Origin of the sequence: Halorussus lipolyticus (genome assembly GCF_029338375.1) — an archaeon.
Taxonomy (GTDB): domain Archaea; phylum Halobacteriota; class Halobacteria; order Halobacteriales; family Haladaptataceae; genus Halorussus; species Halorussus lipolyticus.
Genome location: NZ_CP119807.1, coordinates 38,995 through 55,709, shown reverse-complemented (window position 1 = coordinate 55,709; position 16,715 = coordinate 38,995). Strand labels below are relative to the sequence as shown.

Sequence of the window (16,715 nt, the reverse complement as noted above, 5' to 3'; positions counted from 1 at the left end):
AAATATGCAAGACTGGGATATCCAGTTTCATCGGCCAACCGTACCCGACTGTCGGTTCGTCCACAGACTTCTGTACGCTCTCGTTGTCCAAGGAGTCAAATATAATACGGGCAAATATCCGGGGCAGTACAGAATAGTTCCTATTAACCCCAACGAGGAGATTGCTCAGGAAGCCTCAAGCGAACGAGAATGTACTGAGCGACTCGCCGAAATAGTGGACCTTTACTCCGACTTCGACGTAGCAACGACCGAGATGAGAATCAACCTTGCATACACTAACAGTCAAGAAGCCATTCATTTCGCCTTCAGTCTTGTTCCCACGAACGAGTCAGGATGCCGGGTTCGGTTGTCCGTTGTCGGAGATGAGGTCCAAACAGAGGACCGATTCCAGTCGTTTGTTGATCTTTGCGCGGGTGTGTTCCAGCGCGTCAATCTCCCTTACGGGTCATTTAGAGGCGAATACGACGATTGGTTGCCGACAACAACCGAAGCGTTCCTTCAAGAACGGCTACGGCGAGTCACGTTCTTATCGGCCGACCTCGTTGACGAGATTGGTCGTCGTAAAATACTCTCTGCACCGACTGAACGCACCGTTGAGTTTGCTGACGAAGGAGTGATGCTCGTTGCCACTTCAGGCCCACTCCAAGACGGTGGCCGAACTCAAGAACTAAACGAGTATCTCGGTCTAAAAGACTAAATATCATCTCAACTATTCCCTCACTATATAATCGTATCGTCAATACTCCGTCAGATTCAATGGTCGTAGTTAGTGCCTCGTGGAAGATCAACAATGTAGTGGTTGCTCTATCACCGTACCCCATCTGAGCGGTGTGCATCGCCGGACTGTCGTTCTGCAATTTCGAAGGAGTTCCCAGTCGGCCGCACTGTTGTTGGAATTTATAACAACTCAACGGATTTCAATAGATTTCCTCGTTCTGCCTCACTCCGCCGGCTGAATCTGACGAGTGTCCTCGGCGAGGTCACGAATGTACGCTCGAAGTTCAACGAGTACAACGAAAAGGTTCAGGAAAAGCTTGGCCAAGTTCTCGTACGTAGCGACAGTCCAAAGAAGGTCGCTGACGGTGGCCAAAACTATGTTGAGCTGCTCGCTGACCTTGACGATATCGACTCTAAAACTGCCAGACGACTGAATAAAATCGAACGCGACGGGGAGGATGTCACCCCACTTGTTCAAGCCTACAAGAATGGCGATATCGACGGGGACGACCTTCGGCGAGCGTCAAAGCTGTTGGATAATGATAACAAAGAATACCTTTCTGGAGACGATATCACCATCAACGAGCTACTCGAAATCACGGATAAAACTGACTAAGATGATGTCCACGTTGTTGTCAAAGATACTGATGGAGACGTGCGACCTCTACTTCAAGGTCGGTACGACCCGGACGATACTATAAAGGATAGTGGTTGGGTGTATATCAAAGGTAGGCATATTCACGGCGAGCAAATGGATGACCCTGAAAAGGGGGCTACGGACTTCTTCCCGATGGGACAGGAAATAAAAGGTCGAAACTTAGAGCCTGCTAACGAGATGAAGAAGAAGGATATTAAGAGGATGGCATACCAAGCCGTGAAAAACTCAGATACAGATCGGCAGGACCGGATAACCTACGACCTTGGTCCTAAACTTGAGTCTAAGACTGGTGTAAGTACAATTCGAGTTGTCACTCGAAATGGTCGTATCCGGCAAGTATACCCGATAGAGGGGGACGCCGTTCACAAGTGGATTCAAGAAGTCGGTAAATGGAAAGACGAACTAGAGAGCGATTAAAGAGGAATCGAAAGAATGGTCTCCAATATAGATAACAAGTTTCAAATACAACTGAAGTACGATCCCGAATTTGAGGAACTCATTGCGGATGGCAAGATGCCAGACGGTTGGATCAAAATTCGGGTCAATGAAGAGTACCTCATTGGTAGTGAGGACCATTATGTTGAAAGTATCATGATGGGATTAACGCTGGTTGACTTGTTGAAAGCAGCAGAGAACACTTTGGCAGGTTTCAGCGGAGACGTTGAGCTACTCGATAGTGGAACGTATCTCGTTATCGAACCGCATGAGGAAGGTACGGTTACTCTTACTAAGTGTTTTAGCCCGAACGCTGTCGAAGATCAGAGGGAACGTCACTTTGATCCCTTTGTAATAACAAAAGATGATGTAATATCTGAAATCATCCGTGTTACTGAAGAATGGCGAGACGACGCACTTGACGTAAATCCCGACATTGAGACAGCAGAATGGTTCAAAAACCTACAGCAATGGATAAATGATGTGAAATCAGAGTACCAATAGTACAAAATAATATTAAAACAATAAGGTTTAGATCGAAACCGTCTGCTGAATTGAAGCAGTATATGAGTACGAACGACATCAACTACGATGTTTATCGGTCTGGAACGTAATCGATAAATATGCAAGACTGGGAAATCCAGTTTTATTCGCCAACTGTCCCTGGCTGTCGATTTATACATCGACTTCTTTACGCACTCGTCGTGCAAGGAGTCCGGTACAACACCGGAAAATATCCCGGAATATTGTTGGTGTTCAGTTGGACGGTGCGACGGCTTGGTTGGCCAGTTCACGAAGGGCGTTTTCGATGTCGGTGCCGGTGAGTCGTCAGCACCCTTCAGGACGAGAGTAATCTAACTGGCTCACGACCCGGTTTTTGAATGCGGTGTAGTTGGCTAGCGCAATGTCCTCGTCGCCGGTGTAATCCAGCAGGAGTGCAAGTGCGAGTTGCGCCGGGCCACTTCCACTATATCCCCAGCTGAAGCCCGAGGGACTGTGGTTCGCCAGTTCGAGACTCTGCTGTGGCGTCACCTGCTCTTGCCCAGATTGTTTTTCCACAACAGCGCGTCCGCGCCGCCGGTAGCCGACGTAGACGACATCCTGTTTCTCTCGTGGCGGTGTCTGTTCGAGTGATTGTGAGTCGGTTGTTCCACTCATGGTTCGATTCGAGGGACTACTTCGAGTTCCCCCGAACCCCTTAGGGGGTGAAAAACTCACGCGGTCACTCCGTCATGGATTTACTGACTGAGTAGCTGTTCTGAACCCCCACGAGAAGAGAAGCCGACTGTTGATATTCACTCCCAGAACGCTTCGATTCGGTCGTCTAAGTCCTCAAGAACGCTTGAGAGTACCGCCGACGTGGCTCACCCTCTAGTACCCTCCCTTATTTCTCGAACGAGGTTGTGGCTACGCGTGGGATAGAGAAAAATCGTCGCTATCGTGGTCACGATAGCACAGGTCGCCGGATAAGAAGGGCGGGGTCTAGTGACCTTCAGTCGGACGGTTCGGTTAGCTCAGATCGGCCCGGCGGAACCTGAGATACCCGACGAGGAGCGGGACAATAGCCCAGATCAAGAGGAGAGTCAAGAACACTGCTGGATCAAGGTAGCTGGGCGCTGGGCCACCGATTCTCGTTTCGACGGCCGTTCCGCCACTGAGCAACAGCCGCTGGACAAGCGCATTGTACGCTCCAGTCGGACTGAGACCCTGCAAGAGCAAGAACCAGGCTGGCACGACGCTTCCAGGCATCTCGCCAGTGACCAGCAGGTGAACCGCGTTCGGGGCCAAATCCCAGAGGAGAGTCAGCCCCAGATATGCAGTGATCGCCAGGGTCATCGCCCGCGCTCGCGTCGCCGTTACGGCCGAAATCCCGATGGCGATGCCGACGAATGAAACGCCGAGAAGAACCGTCAAGACGGTCGTCCCGATGAAGACACCCACCGGTAGTCCGCCGTAGACGGCCGTCGTAACCACGCCTGATACCACGAATCCCAGCGCTAATCCAATAGCGACAGCACCACTCCGTCCGAGAAATTTCCCGAGGAGTACTTCGCCCCGTGATGGCGGAAGCCCGAGAACCACCTTCAGGCTCCCAGACTCCCGTTCACCGGCAATTGCAAGATAGGCGGCCATCAGGGCCATGATCGGGACGAGAAGTCCAGCGAACTGCGATGCACCGCCGATAGCCATCTCGGCACCACCTTCGACATCAGGAATGAGGAATGAGATACCTGCGGACAGTGACGTCATCACGGCGATAATGACGACGATTCCCCAGATCATTCGTGACCGGAGCGCGTCGGCAAATTCCTTCCGAGCGACCGTCAGCCAGATGGTAGCGACCGTCATCGCTCCACCTCCGACGCATCAATCTTCGAGGGTGCATCGCCAGTGTAGGCGCTGAAAAGGTCTTCTAACGACGATTCCTCGATTGCCACATCGAGAATTGCCGCGCCATCGTCGCGTATGCGGTCGATAACGCCGACTTTCGCTGTGACCTCGCCAACGCTCACCCGAATCGTTCGGCCATCGACTACGACGTCGGAGACACCGGTTATCTCCTCGAGGGTCAGCCGATCCGGGACGGCATCGACTGTGAGCGTTACTGTCGATTCCGTTCCGAGCGCGTCGCGAAGTCCGTCTATGGAGTCGATGGCGACGAGCCGGCCACGATTGAGTATCGCGACGCGGTCACATACGGCTTCGACCTGACTGAGGATGTGACTAGAGAAGAAGACGGTCTTGCCCCGGTCAGCGTGGTCTCGAGCGATGTCACGGACGAGGCGAACGCCGTTGGGATCGAGCCCCGACGACGGCTCGTCGAGAATCAACAGCTCGGGGTCACCAACGAGTGCAATCGCGAGAGCCAACCGTTGCATCATTCCCTTCGAGTAGCCTCCAACGACCCGGTCAGCAACTACAGCATCAAGGCCAACTCGATTGAGGAGTTCGGCAACAGTGTCGTCGGACCCTTTCAACGCAATTGCGTACTCAAGATGTTTGCGGCCGGTGAGGCGGTCGTAGAGCCCGTATCCGTCCGGAAGAATACCGACCCGCTCGTGGATTTCCCGCGTCTCAGTCTGGGCGTCGTATCCGAGGACAGTTACACTGCCGGCAGACGGACGGACGTAATCCATAATCACATCGATCGTCGTCGATTTTCCGGCACCATTCGGTCCGAGAAACCCGAAGATTTCTCCCTCCTCGATACGGAGGTCGAGGTCATCGACGGCGACAACATCACCGAACCGTTTTGTGAGACCGTCAATTTCGATTGCAACCACGGTTACCTCCCCTCTATTTGGCACTTTCGGTCATGTCCCCACTCGGAGGTGTTCGAAATCATCGGTTGCCTCCTCTGAGGTAGGTCACACCCGGTATCTCCCCGCGGGCAAGTGATTTCCGACCATAATAGGCGACGATACCGAGGACGACGAGTAGGGTGACCGCTAGCTGTGTGATTGTGACCGTTGCAATAGCAGTTTCCTGAAGAACATCATCGATGAGGAGTTGGTCTGGGGCCAGCGGGAGGAGTATATCTGCGGTGTTCACCATAGCGTGAAGGACCATCACGACCAGTACGCTACCCGTATTATTGTAGGCCCACGCGAGGAGGACCGACAACAAGAGGATACTGAAGAACCAGCCGATCTGGTTGACAACCGTGAATCCGGAGTGAGGGGCGATAGGGATGAGGAAATACGGGAGGTGCCAGAGGGCCCAGCCGACGCCGATGATGAGACTCGTCGTGAGCGCATCATACCGGTCGTTCAGATAGGGTTGCGCGAACCCACGCCATCCTGGCTCTTCGTTCAATCCGCCGCTAACCGTGAAGCCGAACACGAAGACGATGGCAATCAGCACGGGAGATTGGAGGGGTTGGTCGAGATCAACCGGACCTCCGATGGCCCAGAGAACCACCGTGGTGACTCCCACGATAACGATCGGTATTCCGAAGGCGGCGACCCACCAGAGCCACCCAACCCGCCACCGAACGATCTGACGGGCCCAGGCTCTTACATCGTCGCCACGTAGCCATGTGACCACAGCCGCGCTCACCAGCGGTCCGAAACTACCGATGTATATGAGAATCCATGGAGTCCAACTCTCTTCCATGAACGCTGCTGGAGCCGAGATTATCCATGTGAAGGCAAATGCACCCACGAAGAATGCAGCAACTGGGTGGTTGTCAATCCAAGGAATCCGTCTGTTCGTCATAGAGGAAGATATTCTCACCACCAGAATAAACGTGTTGATTCTCAAACATATTATCAGTTGAACCACGGTTCTGCTTTTTAGATAGGAAAATGACAGATGTTGCTTCAAAAACGGTCGGGAAAACCGGTTGTTCATCTCTCAATCCTAGATACGGCTCGAAAGACGTTCCTTATTTCAATTGTCGGCATCACTAGTATCCATGGATCGTAGTGATGTGGAATCTGCCTTCGCCGTATTGGCAAGTGGTCTCCGGCTACGAATATTAGAAACGCTTGCTGACGTTCCCCAGCAGGAGTCCCTCTCTTTCACCGAACTGTACGACGAAGTCGATGCCACAAATACCTCACAGTTCTCTTACCACCTGAACGAACTCACCGATCAGTATATCCAGAGTGAGGAAACGGGATACGCCATTTCCGACGCGGGACGACGGGTCGTTCAATCAATCAAAGCTGGCGAATACACGCTACAGCCGGAATTCGACCCGATAGCGGTTGAGACCCACTGTCCGTACTGTCGTGCCACGTCAGCAAAGGCGACTTACGATGGCCAACTCGCAACGATAGAATGTAATTCGTGCGACAATAGCATTCTACGGTACGATCTGCGGCCGGGTCATGTAGCGAACCGCAGTCCGTTAGAAGCGATGGAAGCAGCCGACCGGAAGATGCGTGCGGAGTTACATTCGGCGCTAGATGGGGTCTGTCAACGTTGTGGAGGGTGTATGAAATTGGAATTCATTACAGGGGAAGATGTCGACCCAGCAACGGTACTCGTCGTCTTCGAGTGCCAACAGTGTCGGACGACCCTTTCTGCCCCATTAGAGGTTGTACTTTTGCACCATCCCGAAGTCGTTTCCAGCTACTGGGATGACAGCATAAACGTAACTACGACGCCGACGTGGGAATTACTTTCAGATATTTCTGAATGGAATGCCGAACTGGACGAATCGAACGAGGTTGTAGTAGTGTTTCCAGGAGACAAGCGGCTCCGGTTTGAGTTCGATCTCGAAGACGAAATCAAGGTGGATTAGTTGACCCTGCTGGAAGGTGGTAGATTCGGTAGCTTCTTGTTGCACCTATTCGGCTCCGACGTTCGTTGAGTTCTGGATTTTACTGGTAGCTGATTTTCGATGAAGTGAGTTACTAAGTTCGTCTACTGAATTACTCTACCCCGACGAGAGCGACGGCGAGTGGATTCAATCGCCGTCTCCCGTCGATGTCGAGCGTTGAGGGCGCGTCTCCGTCGTCCCGAATCCAGCAGGCAATTAAGAATATTTCTTAAACAAAGGTGTAGTTGTCTCTACTGCCCCACGACCCGTCTCGCCCACGCGTCTCGCCAGTCGTCCATGTGTTCGGCTAGCACGTCGTAACTGAACTGGACCGGTTCGTCGGGGACGTGGGCGTACTGGCGGAACTCCTTCGGGAGCGAGGCATTCTCGACGGTCGGGATGCCGACGTTCTTGACCGCGGTCTTGCGCTGGACCTCGGGGTCGAGGAGGAACGACGCGAACTTCCGAACCAGTTCGTCCCGGTCGGTGGTGGCAAACTTCCCGACCCCATCGACGTAGGCGTAGCCTTGGTCGTTCGGGAAGCCGATTTGGTGGCGGCGCATGTCCACGTCCTTCTCGGCGGCGTACACTTGGTCGGTCGAATAGGAGACCACCATCGGGGCCTCCTCGTTGGAGTAAGCGGTGTAGGCGTCGCTCCACGACCCGAGGACCCGAACGTCGTTGTCCATCAGTCGCTCCCAGTAGTCCAGATAGGAGTCCCGGCCCTGTTGTTTGATGGTCCAGAGGAGGAACAGAAGTCCGGTCGTCGTACTCTGCGGGTTCGCCAGCAGGAGCGAGTTCCGGTACTCGTCGGTCGCTAGCGCGTCGAACGTCGCGGGGTCCGAGACCACCTGCTCGTCGTAGACGATGCAGACGTAGGACGCCCCGGTCGGCAGAATCCGTCGCTCGGGGTCGAAGTGGTAGGCGTCAGAGATGTTCTCGGCGTTCCCGACCGCGCCGGTGTCGAAACCGGCGAACAGCGGCTTTTCGAGGGTGTTGTCGGCCCGAACCAAGTCCTCGGGGGTGATGCCGACGTAGGCGTCGGCACCGAGGTCAACGCCCTCCTTGCGTCGCTGGACGAACCCCGTGAGTTCATTCTCCGGCACGACCCATTCGAGCGTGGCGTCGTGGCGCTTCTCGAACTCCTCCTTTATCCACGCCCCGGCGCTGGTACTCGGCGCGTCCACGAACGACCCGTAGGTCCCGACTCGGACCGTGTTCGGCGACGGCGACCGCACCCCGCCGCCGACGCATCCGCTCGCCAGCACGGTTGCCGTGGCCGCGGTGCTACCGAGCAACTGCCGCCGGGTGACCGCTCGCTGTCGGTCGCTCATCGGTCGCTCACCGCGTCCCGCCCGAGGTGCGTCTCGACGCGCTCGACTTTCTCCTCGACAGCGAGGTCCTCGTCGCGGAAGTGGTCGATTTTGAGGTTGGTTATCGTCCTGCTCGCGTCGATGGCCTCGGTCGCCGCCTGCGCCGCGTCGAACACCTCCCCGAGGTCGTCGGCCTCGATGGTGGTCTCCATCGGGTGGGTCTCGTAGCGCACGTCGAACTCCTCGAGCGCGTCGATGGCCGCCGCGATTTCGGCGTCGAAGTCGGCCTCGGCGTCGTCTAACGGTGCGACAGTCAGCATCGCCGTCACGGTCATAGCCGACGATACCAATCACCGACGTATATAACCGGGTGATTGGATTCGGAAGTGGCGGGGAACTGTAATTAGAAATCCGAGACTAAACCGGGAGACCGACGGCCTCGCCGGCAAGCCAGAGGAGCCAAATCGTCCCGCCGACCACCGCGAGCGCGTAGAGGGCGTCGAACCAGAGATAGCTCAGGTAGTGCCAGACGTAGAGCGCCGCCACGATGGGGAACCCGAGGAGCGCGAACCACGAGGTGTGCCACTCCCGCTTGGCGTGTTCGTAGACGTTTTCGGCGTCGTCCTTCGAGGGAATCGCGTGCCACGCGAGCGAGAGTGCCAACCACGCCGGCGGTCCGGTCGCGTAGCCGAAGACGCCCATCCCGGTCGCTCGCGTCAGAAACAGACAGACACCGGCCACGGCAGAGAACCCCACCGCCAAGAGCGTGTTGATGGTGAACGGCGCGAGACTGACCCAGAAGGCGTCGTCGTACTGGCGGGGTTGTTCGTGCTTGACGTAGCCGTTCGGCGACGCGAGTTGAAAGTAACAGGTGTCTTGGACCTCCAGACCGCGCTTACGACACGCTCTCTCGTGGGCGTACTCGTGAGCGACGATGCCCGGAAACGTCGCCAATGCGATGAGAGCGCCCGGAACAAACATGAACGGACGAAGACAGGTGGTGGGTATAAATCATCGGATTTCGCATCCGGAGTTCCCGACGAGTTCGGCGAGGCCGACGACGTGCGAACCGGGTCGCGGAGTCGCTCGACAGACTCCGGAAACCGGCCCAGACGCGAACGAGGACCGACTCGCTCAGAACGCGCCCGCAATCGCCTCCAACCAACCCCGTCTGTCGTCCGCCAGCACCGCCGCGGAGGCCGCACCGGCCGCGTCAGCGCCCAACTCGAACGACCGGGCCACGTCGTCTGCGGTCGTGATTCCCCCGCCGAGGAGGACCTTCGTCCGGGGATTGCGCTCCGCGACGATGCCGACGAACTCCTCGACCAACTCGGGCCGGGTCCGGGCCAGCGCGTTGCCCGAGGCGATGTCGTCGGGGTTCTCGAAGATGATACAGTCCGGGTCGTACTCCAGCACCGCCCGGCCCATCTCGATGCTGTCGGCGCAGACGATGGCATCGAGGCCGCACTCCTCGCACCGCCGAATCTTGGTCTCCACGTCGGCCAGCGTGTCGCGGCGCTCGGGGTGGTTCATCATGAGGCCGTCAGCGCCCGCCTCAGCGACTGCTTCCGGCAGAATCCCGCCGGTCTCTCTGCCCGGTTCGGCGGCGTCGGCGGCCTGCGCCACGACCGACAGCGACGTGTTCTTGGCCACGAGGCGGAGGTCGGTCGCCTGCGGGGCGACCGCAAAGGTGGCGTCGGTCTCGTCGGCGACCTCCTCGACCTCCTCGGCGTAGGCCAGCGCGTCCTCGCCGTAGGTTCCGTCGTAGGTCTTGAGGTTCAACAGGAAGTTGGGATAGTCGAGGTTCACGCCCCACCCTTCACCTTACAGCGTGATAGAAGTTCGACGTTCGGCCGCGCTCGTCGCTCGTCCTACGACGGCACAGCGTCGGCCGAGGAGGTCCGGACCGGCCGCGTGGCGACCCAGACGAGACCGCCGGCGACCGACACCGCAACGCCGACCGTCGAGAGGAAGGCCAGCGGACCGACAGACGCCGCGACCCGGCCGCCGAGGACGTTCGCGGTGCCCGAGACCAGCGTGAGCGCCATCGAGACGCCCGACAGCACCGTTGCCCGGCCAACGTCCTCCAACCGGTCGTTGATGTACTCGTTGCGGACCGGTCGGGTGACGCTCTGCATCCCACGCCGGACGAACAGCGCCGGAACCAGCAGTATCGGCACGACGGCGAAACTGGCGTAGACGACGGCGACGACCGGGACCAGCGACAGCAGGACCCCGCGAGTTCCGAGGCGGTCCTGTATCGGTCCGACAGACCCCGCGGCGACTGCCGAGACGAGTTTGAACCCGGCGTAGAGGAGACCCAACTCGGCGACCTGCACCCCGACCGCCCGCATCGCCGGTTGCTCGAACACCCGCGTCACCGAGAACACGAGGTTGAACAGCGCGGCGTAGGCGACTATCCAGCGAATCGACGGCCGGGGGAGTTGGGTGGCGAGGACCCGGACGGCCTCGCGGACGCTCATCCCGGAATCGGCCGCGTCGGTCTCAGCGTTCGCGTCGGCATCGCCGTCAGCACTTCCCTGCGTCTTCGGGAGCGTGGCGAGGAGCGGCAGGCCGAGCGCCGCCAGTCCCGCGTTGGCGAGGAAGGGGACCGCCGGGTCGATAGTGTAGAGGACCCCCGCGGTGAGCGCCGTGCCAGCGGAAACGATTCGCAGGGCCGAGTTGGCCCGACCGCTGATTCGGGCGTGTTCGTCCGCCATGCCCTCCTCGGCGAGGAGTTCGTAGAGCCATGCGTCAGCCGTCCCGGTTCTGAAGGTCCATCCGACCGCCCAGACCACGTAGACGACGGCGAACGCCGCGGTGGAGTCGGCGACGGTGAACCCGAGCATCACCGCGACGACGATGGCGTTGCCGAGCGCGAGCGCCGACCGTCTGCCGAGTCGGTCGCCGAGATAGCCGGTCGGCAGTTCCGACGCCACCATCGAGAACAGGAACGCCCCCTGCACGAACCCGATGTCGGCGAGGCCGAGACCCTGCGTCTCCATGTAAATCACGGAGACCGGCAGGTAGAACCCCGCCGAGAGCGTCGCGCGGTAGAGGTAGTACCGCCGAACCAACGAGACCATATCGGTACTTCTCGGGGTTCGGAAAAAAGGGTTCCCGGAAGCGAATTTTGGTAATCCGGGCTACTGAAACGAATTTAACCGACTACTTCACACCCGAGGTGGGACAGCGAATGATACACCAGAATATGGTTTATTCCGACGGTCGTTCCGCCTCTGCTCGCTCGAGCGCTTCGGCCAGTTTCTCACGCATCGCGTCACGGCGCGCCGTTCGAAGCTCCTCGTTCGAGAGATAGCTCTGAGCGACGACTTCGGCGGACGCGCTTCCTTGGTCGGCCGCGATTCCTTCGAGGCGGTCGAGGAGGTTCGCTGTCGCTTGCTGATACGCCGTGTACCAGAACCGGCGGGCCATGTGCGGTTTCGGCCGGTGGCCCCGAACCTGTACGCCCGCGTCGGATGCAAGCGACCGGAATCGGTTCCGAACCGTGTTGCTGGCGATGTGCCCCGCAGAGGACTGCGACGACGGGAACAGGTACCCGTTCCACGTCTCGTCTTCGGCGAGCGCATTCCGGCGGTCTTTCAGCACGCTGAGACCGTACAGGAGACTCACCGAACTCGGCCCGTTTTTTCGTTCTTGGAAGTCGAGACGTGGGTCGTCGCTGTCCAGACCAACCAACTGGCGCTGGTGAAGACGTGCGGCCTCGCCAGAGCGAAGCCCCCATCCCGCGAGTGCCACGACGAGGAGACGGTTTTCGAGCGATTCTGCGGCGTCGTAGAGGGCACGAACGTCGGTCGCTTCGAGCGGACGATTGTCGGGGTCTTCGCGCTCCCATCCGAACTCGGTCATCGCGTGTTCGAGCGGATTAAACTTCCCCCGGCCGTGGCGGACGAGGCGGTCGTACCAGTTCGTGACGGTCGTCGTGTACTCCATTTTCGAGGCGTCGGTCGAGCGTTCGGCGTCGAACACGTCGAGGACTGCGTAGGCACGGTCTATCTCCTCGCCGCGCTCGTCGAGATTTTCGAGTGGCGTAAGGAGGTCGTCGGTCCCGTGGCGGTCGCGGTAGGTCTCGGCGTAGGCCGACAGGTGGGTGCGTTTCGAGGCGAGCGTGGAGTCGGCGAGTTTCCGGCGACGGTCGAGCGACCGGAGGTACGATTCGAAGGCGTTTCGAGTGCGCTCGTCGTCGATAGCCCAGTCGCTCTTATGTAGAAACGCGGAAAGCGGCCATCTACTTATAATGGCTTCATGCGGAGCAACTGAGTGAGCGGTTAAACCGCCAGACGACAGCAGGAATAGTTCCTGTCAGATCGTCTTTCCACAGTTCTACATAAGAGCGTTGAAGTCGCTCTTATGCAAGGCTGCGGAAAGCCCGTGTAGTTACACTGAGTCGGCGGTAATCTAGCGGTATGGCTTCTGCTCAGCCGGCGTTTGGCGGGATGTTTCGCGAGTTGATCAAGCTGGGCGTCGTCGAGATCGACACCGAACCGCTCAATGCCCGCATCGAGCGGCGACTCAAGGACTTCTGGGAGAACACGTCCTGTCCACGCTGCGGGCACACCGCTGTCCAGACGTGGTCGAGTCTCGACCGCGTGTGGTGCCGAGACTGCAACTTCAAGCCGGTCTACACCTACGGAACGCCGTTCCACGAGAAGCACCTCACCACAGGAGAGGTGCTTCTCGCGTTCACGCTCTACGCCGATACGTTACTCAGTATCAACCAGATCGCGCCGTTGCTCGGGCGAGCCTACAAAACCATTCACACGGCGATTCGGGAGGTGGAAGCCGCGATCCATCGCGGCTTCCCCGTCGTCTGGAGCCTCCTCAACCAAACCATCGACGGACCGATACAAGTCGACGAATCTGGTGAGGTCTGTTCGGGCTACAAAGGACAAGAGCCGCCGCGGCACAGCCGTTCTCGCGGCGGCTCGTCCCAGAGAGGCCGATCACGCTGGCGAGGGCGTCACGGTGATCAACTGACGCTCGTCGCGGCGTGCCGCGACTCGCTTCGCGTGATCCGCGGCCAACTCGGCATCGACTACGACGGTGATCTTGAGCCAGTGATTCAGGCGGCTGAAGACCTCTCCCAGCCACTGGGAGAGGTCTGGATCGACGGTCTCCAAGCCTACCGAGAGATGGAGCGTGACCATCGAACCGTCGTGCACAAGGAACGGTACGTATCGCCCGACGGCGTCCACATTAACCAGGCTGAGTGCCTGTTTTCGCTTGTTCAACCATGGCTGCGGAAGTTCCGCGGCCTGTCCAAGCAGGGCTTGGAACAGGCCGCTCACACCTTCGGCATCGTTCGCTCACTCACCCTGGCTGGCAAATCCGTCGACTCAACCATTGAATGTCTCGTTATCGGGACTTTCCGCAATTCTACATAAGAGCGACCATGGCTACTCTCAATGCTGGCTAAAATCTTCCGCGGCAGGTTCTCCGCCCGCTTCAACACGAGACCAACCACGTCGGCAAGCGATGCGTATTCGAGATTTCTTGTTCGTTCACGAACGTCGTACGAGGCCCCAGTATCAGGAATTCCTAGTCACTCTAGGCTATCATCGTTGACGTAGTACGGTCTATTCAAGAGATGTAGCCAATGAGTTCTCTCGCCACATCCGCGGTACGTCCGTCAACGAGAGAGGTCATATGGAATTCAACCTTCCGGCGTTTTCCGCGCCCTGCAGCGACAGTCTCGAATCGACACGCGACCTCGTTCACAAGGACGCGCAGTTCTACACTCGGATTAACTGGTTCGTCGGGATGAACGGACGTAGCTTTGGTTATAGACAGACGTTATAGGTAGTCTTGGAGAGGATGCGTTGGGGGTGAATTTGCTTCGTCCGGACCGGTGCGAGGTAATCTGTGCTAGCCTGCGGCGTCAGTCCTGGTGTGGCTGGATTGAATACAAGCACCGTCCGAACACTCGCGATGTTCAGGGTCAAGATGAGATCCAGGGACAGCTAGGCTATGTCGTTTCATTTATATCGGTGGTGTATAATGTCTGGCAGTATGACGCAGTCGTGGAGTATCTCACAGGCCGTTGACCGATTGAATCATTCTATCCTATTGCCAGCGATTCAGCGTGAATTTGTCTGGGATGCGGACCAAATTATTCGGCTGTTCGACTCGCTAATGCAGGGGTATCCAATTGGGTCATTTCTCGTCTGGCACTTGAACGGTGAGGAAGCCAGTGACGAGATGAAATATCAGTTCATTCAACACTACATTGAGGATAGTGTCCATCCAGACGACCCGGAATTCGACCAGATGCGGTATCACAATGTAAAAGTCCGAGAGCAAGATGAGCTGGAACTCCCGTCAGAACAAGACTTAGTTCTCGACGGTCAACAGCGACTCACCGCATTCTACATTGGCTTAAAAGGGACGTACACGGAGAAGCGAAAGTACGCCCAGCGGAAAAACCCGGACGCCTGGAACCAGAAACGGCTCTATCTCAATCTCCTCTCTGGTGGTGATGATACCGTTGACGATGAACTCGGGCTTAAATACGAATTCTCTTTCCGCGAACCAGAACCATCGAACTCAGAAGGGACCTACTGGTATCGCGTCGGCGACGTTCTCACCATTGATCCCTCCGACGATATCATGGACATCGCCGAAGATCTCGATATTGAGGATGAACATCGATGGACGGCAGGGAAGACCCTGAAAAAACTCTTCGACGTTGTCCATGACGACGATGTAATTCAATACCACGAGGAGAACACGACCAATCGAGAACGCGTTCTCGATATTTTCGTCCGAATGAACGACGGGGGCACGCCACTCAGCAAGTCGGAGATCCTTCTGTCAATGGCGACCGCACGTTGGAGTCAAGGAGACGACTCACTAGACGCCCGCGAACAGATCACCTCGTTCGTCGACCAACTCAACAGAGAACACTCTGACCGGAATTTCAAATTCGGAATCGACTTTATCCTGAAAGCACTCCTGATGTTCGGCACGGAAACCATTCCCCAATATCGGATTGGGAACTTCTCCAACGAAAACCTAGACCGGATGCAGACGGTTTGGGAGAGCGGCGGGTTCCAAGACGCAATCATAGAAACACTCAACTTGATTGTTGAGTTCGGTCTCGACAGCCGAAGTCTCACTAGCCATAACGCACTCATCCCGATCGCGTACTTTATTGACCAACACAATCCGTCACTTGACTGGACATCCACCGTCGGTCTCGAAACCCGACGCCGTATTCATTACTGGCTCACTTCTGCGCTTCTCAATGGGACATTCAACTCACGGCCTGACGAAGTCCTTGACGACGCCCGCGCCGCAATCAACCAGTCAGATGGAGCCTTCCCCCTACAGACAATCCATGAAAAGATGCGTGGCCGAGGGAAAGTCGTCGGCTTCAGTGAGGAAGTTCTCCAAACGCTCTTAGAAGAGACAACCTATCGGTCTCAAAAATCATTCCTCTTGCTCTCTCTCCTGCATTTTGACGAAGCAGTCCGCCAAGGCGTTAACTACGAACAGGACCATATTTTCCCACAGAACAAACTTGACGAAGAGACGCTTGTCGAAGAACACGGCTTCGATCCGATGCAGGCAAAGCAATACGAAGAAGCAAAAAACCGAATTGCAAACCTCCAACTCCTTACTGACGAAGAGAACGCCCGCAAACAAGAACTCCCGTTTGACGAGTGGATTACCACCCGTACCGATCCCTATCGGGAACGCCACTGTATCCCGAACAATCCCTCTCTCTACAAATTGGAGAACTTCCCCGAATTCCTCAACCAGCGAGAACAACTCATCCGCGACAAAATCACCACCACATTCAACGACTTCACCACAGAGTAAGAACACGTCTCTCTTTGCCTAACAGTAGAAGCCTTAGATTTAGGGAAACTTCTCTACGTGAACCGCCTCGAAGTCACTCCTCAAGCACTCGCTACTCCGCTTATAATGTGACAACCTCAAGGATGCTTGCCGTTTGACGCACTCGACAAAGCCGAGAGAGAGAGAGAGAGAGAGAGTAAACTCGTATCTCGATGCTATCAGGCCAATGATAAGAAAGCCAAGGAGTTCGGGATCGTCGAACGAGAATTTGCACCAGTTGATCGCCTACTAACTCGCCCACGACACACTCGGAATCCTTCTACTCCAGTGAGATGCCATCGACTCAGCGTCTGCGGTGATCAAGGATGACGTTCTACAACCGGACGCAGAGAAACCACATGACGTAGTCGTATGGTCATCTCACGATTCAACAGATACTTCCCTCGGTTTCTTCGAAAGAAACAAGGCAGTACCATTGCAATGGAGGAAGCTACAGAACACG

17 protein-coding genes and 1 pseudogene are annotated in these 16,715 nt (G+C 56.8%); 7 read left to right on the top strand and 11 right to left on the bottom strand.

The genetic code is table 11. From position 1 onward, the window contains the following. Positions 1–4 precede the first annotated feature (4 nt). The 4 genes from P2T57_RS19650 (at position 5) to P2T57_RS19635 (ending at position 2,314) form a co-directional block, all read left to right on the top strand. A complete protein-coding gene (locus P2T57_RS19650) occupies positions 5–697 on the top strand; it encodes a hypothetical protein (protein ID WP_276302611.1) in 693 nt (230 codons plus the stop codon). 102 nt (positions 698–799) lie between these two features. Then, positions 800–1,333 (top strand): hypothetical protein, encoded by a 534-nt coding sequence (locus tag P2T57_RS19645; protein WP_276302610.1) that lies wholly within the window; start codon positions 800–802, stop codon positions 1,331–1,333. A 135-nt stretch (positions 1,334–1,468) separates the two neighbouring features. Beyond that, entirely contained in the window at positions 1,469–1,792 is a 324-nt protein-coding gene (locus P2T57_RS19640) for a hypothetical protein (RefSeq protein ID WP_276302609.1), read from the top strand. A gap of 15 nt (positions 1,793–1,807) precedes the next feature. Beyond that, on the top strand, positions 1,808–2,314 hold the full coding sequence (locus tag P2T57_RS19635; RefSeq protein ID WP_276302608.1) for a hypothetical protein: 507 nt from the start codon (positions 1,808–1,810) through the stop codon (positions 2,312–2,314). Positions 2,315–2,566: 252 nt separating this feature from the next. On the opposite strand, the pseudogene P2T57_RS19630 reads toward P2T57_RS19635, so the two are convergent. The 4 genes and pseudogenes from P2T57_RS19630 to P2T57_RS19615 form a co-directional block, all read right to left on the bottom strand. Then, a pseudogene (locus tag P2T57_RS19630) lies at positions 2,567–2,968 on the bottom strand (DUF6166 domain-containing protein). A 351-nt stretch (positions 2,969–3,319) separates the two neighbouring features. Continuing rightward, entirely contained in the window at positions 3,320–4,159 is an 840-nt protein-coding gene (locus tag P2T57_RS19625; protein ID WP_276302607.1) for an ABC transporter permease subunit, read from the bottom strand. Next, positions 4,156–5,094, bottom strand: coding sequence for an ABC transporter ATP-binding protein (locus P2T57_RS19620; RefSeq protein ID WP_276302668.1), 939 nt, complete (start codon positions 5,092–5,094; stop codon positions 4,156–4,158). Before P2T57_RS19620 ends, P2T57_RS19625 begins: the two co-directional genes overlap by 4 nt. A gap of 58 nt (positions 5,095–5,152) precedes the next feature. Further along, complete coding sequence (locus P2T57_RS19615; protein ID WP_276302667.1) at positions 5,153–6,028, bottom strand: CPBP family intramembrane glutamic endopeptidase; 876 nt, start codon at positions 6,026–6,028, stop codon at positions 5,153–5,155. Between the two features lie 199 nt (positions 6,029–6,227). On the opposite strand from P2T57_RS19615, the gene P2T57_RS20415 reads away from it, so the two are divergent. Next, positions 6,228–7,061: a DUF7351 domain-containing protein gene (locus P2T57_RS20415; protein WP_420028567.1), complete on the top strand. Its 834-nt coding sequence runs from the start codon at positions 6,228–6,230 to the stop codon at positions 7,059–7,061. Between the two features lie 269 nt (positions 7,062–7,330). On the opposite strand, the gene P2T57_RS19605 is transcribed toward P2T57_RS20415, so the two are convergent. The 6 genes from P2T57_RS19605 to P2T57_RS19580 all read right to left on the bottom strand — a co-directional run bounded on the left by P2T57_RS19605 (position 7,331) and on the right by P2T57_RS19580 (position 12,382). Continuing rightward, on the bottom strand, positions 7,331–8,413 hold the full coding sequence (locus P2T57_RS19605; RefSeq protein ID WP_276302665.1) for a thiamine ABC transporter substrate-binding protein: 1,083 nt from the start codon (positions 8,411–8,413) through the stop codon (positions 7,331–7,333). Next, entirely contained in the window at positions 8,410–8,727 is a 318-nt protein-coding gene (locus P2T57_RS19600) for a thiamine-binding protein (RefSeq protein WP_276302664.1), read from the bottom strand. The genes P2T57_RS19605 and P2T57_RS19600 overlap by 4 nt, the downstream gene beginning before the upstream one ends. An 82-nt stretch (positions 8,728–8,809) precedes the next feature. Then, positions 8,810–9,373: a hypothetical protein gene (locus P2T57_RS19595; RefSeq protein WP_276302663.1), complete on the bottom strand. Its 564-nt coding sequence runs from the start codon at positions 9,371–9,373 to the stop codon at positions 8,810–8,812. 153 nt (positions 9,374–9,526) lie between these two features. Beyond that, positions 9,527–10,201 (bottom strand): triose-phosphate isomerase, encoded by a 675-nt coding sequence (locus P2T57_RS19590; protein WP_276302662.1) that lies wholly within the window; start codon positions 10,199–10,201, stop codon positions 9,527–9,529. A 62-nt stretch (positions 10,202–10,263) separates the two neighbouring features. Beyond that, the gene (locus P2T57_RS19585; RefSeq protein WP_276302661.1) at positions 10,264–11,478 is read right to left on the bottom strand and encodes an MFS transporter; all 1,215 of its coding nucleotides are present in this window, start codon (positions 11,476–11,478) and stop codon (positions 10,264–10,266) included. 130 nt (positions 11,479–11,608) lie between these two features. Then, positions 11,609–12,382: a tyrosine-type recombinase/integrase gene (locus tag P2T57_RS19580; protein WP_276302660.1), complete on the bottom strand. Its 774-nt coding sequence runs from the start codon at positions 12,380–12,382 to the stop codon at positions 11,609–11,611. Positions 12,383–12,819: 437 nt separating this feature from the next. Here P2T57_RS19580 and P2T57_RS19575 point away from each other — a divergent pair, with 437 nt between their 5' ends. Further along, complete coding sequence (locus P2T57_RS19575; protein ID WP_276302659.1) at positions 12,820–13,797, top strand: IS1595 family transposase; 978 nt, start codon at positions 12,820–12,822, stop codon at positions 13,795–13,797. Here P2T57_RS19575 and P2T57_RS20440 read toward each other — a convergent pair. Next, the gene (locus P2T57_RS20440; protein WP_474198312.1) at positions 13,698–13,949 is read right to left on the bottom strand and encodes a DUF8158 family protein; all 252 of its coding nucleotides are present in this window, start codon (positions 13,947–13,949) and stop codon (positions 13,698–13,700) included. The two genes, P2T57_RS19575 and P2T57_RS20440, sit on opposite strands and share 100 nt — an antisense overlap. A 473-nt stretch (positions 13,950–14,422) precedes the next feature. Here P2T57_RS20440 and P2T57_RS19570 point away from each other — a divergent pair, with 473 nt between their 5' ends. Beyond that, positions 14,423–16,234, top strand: a complete 1,812-nt coding sequence (locus tag P2T57_RS19570) for a DUF262 domain-containing protein (protein WP_276302658.1) — start codon at positions 14,423–14,425, stop codon at positions 16,232–16,234. The last annotated feature ends 481 nt before the right edge of the window (positions 16,235–16,715 follow it).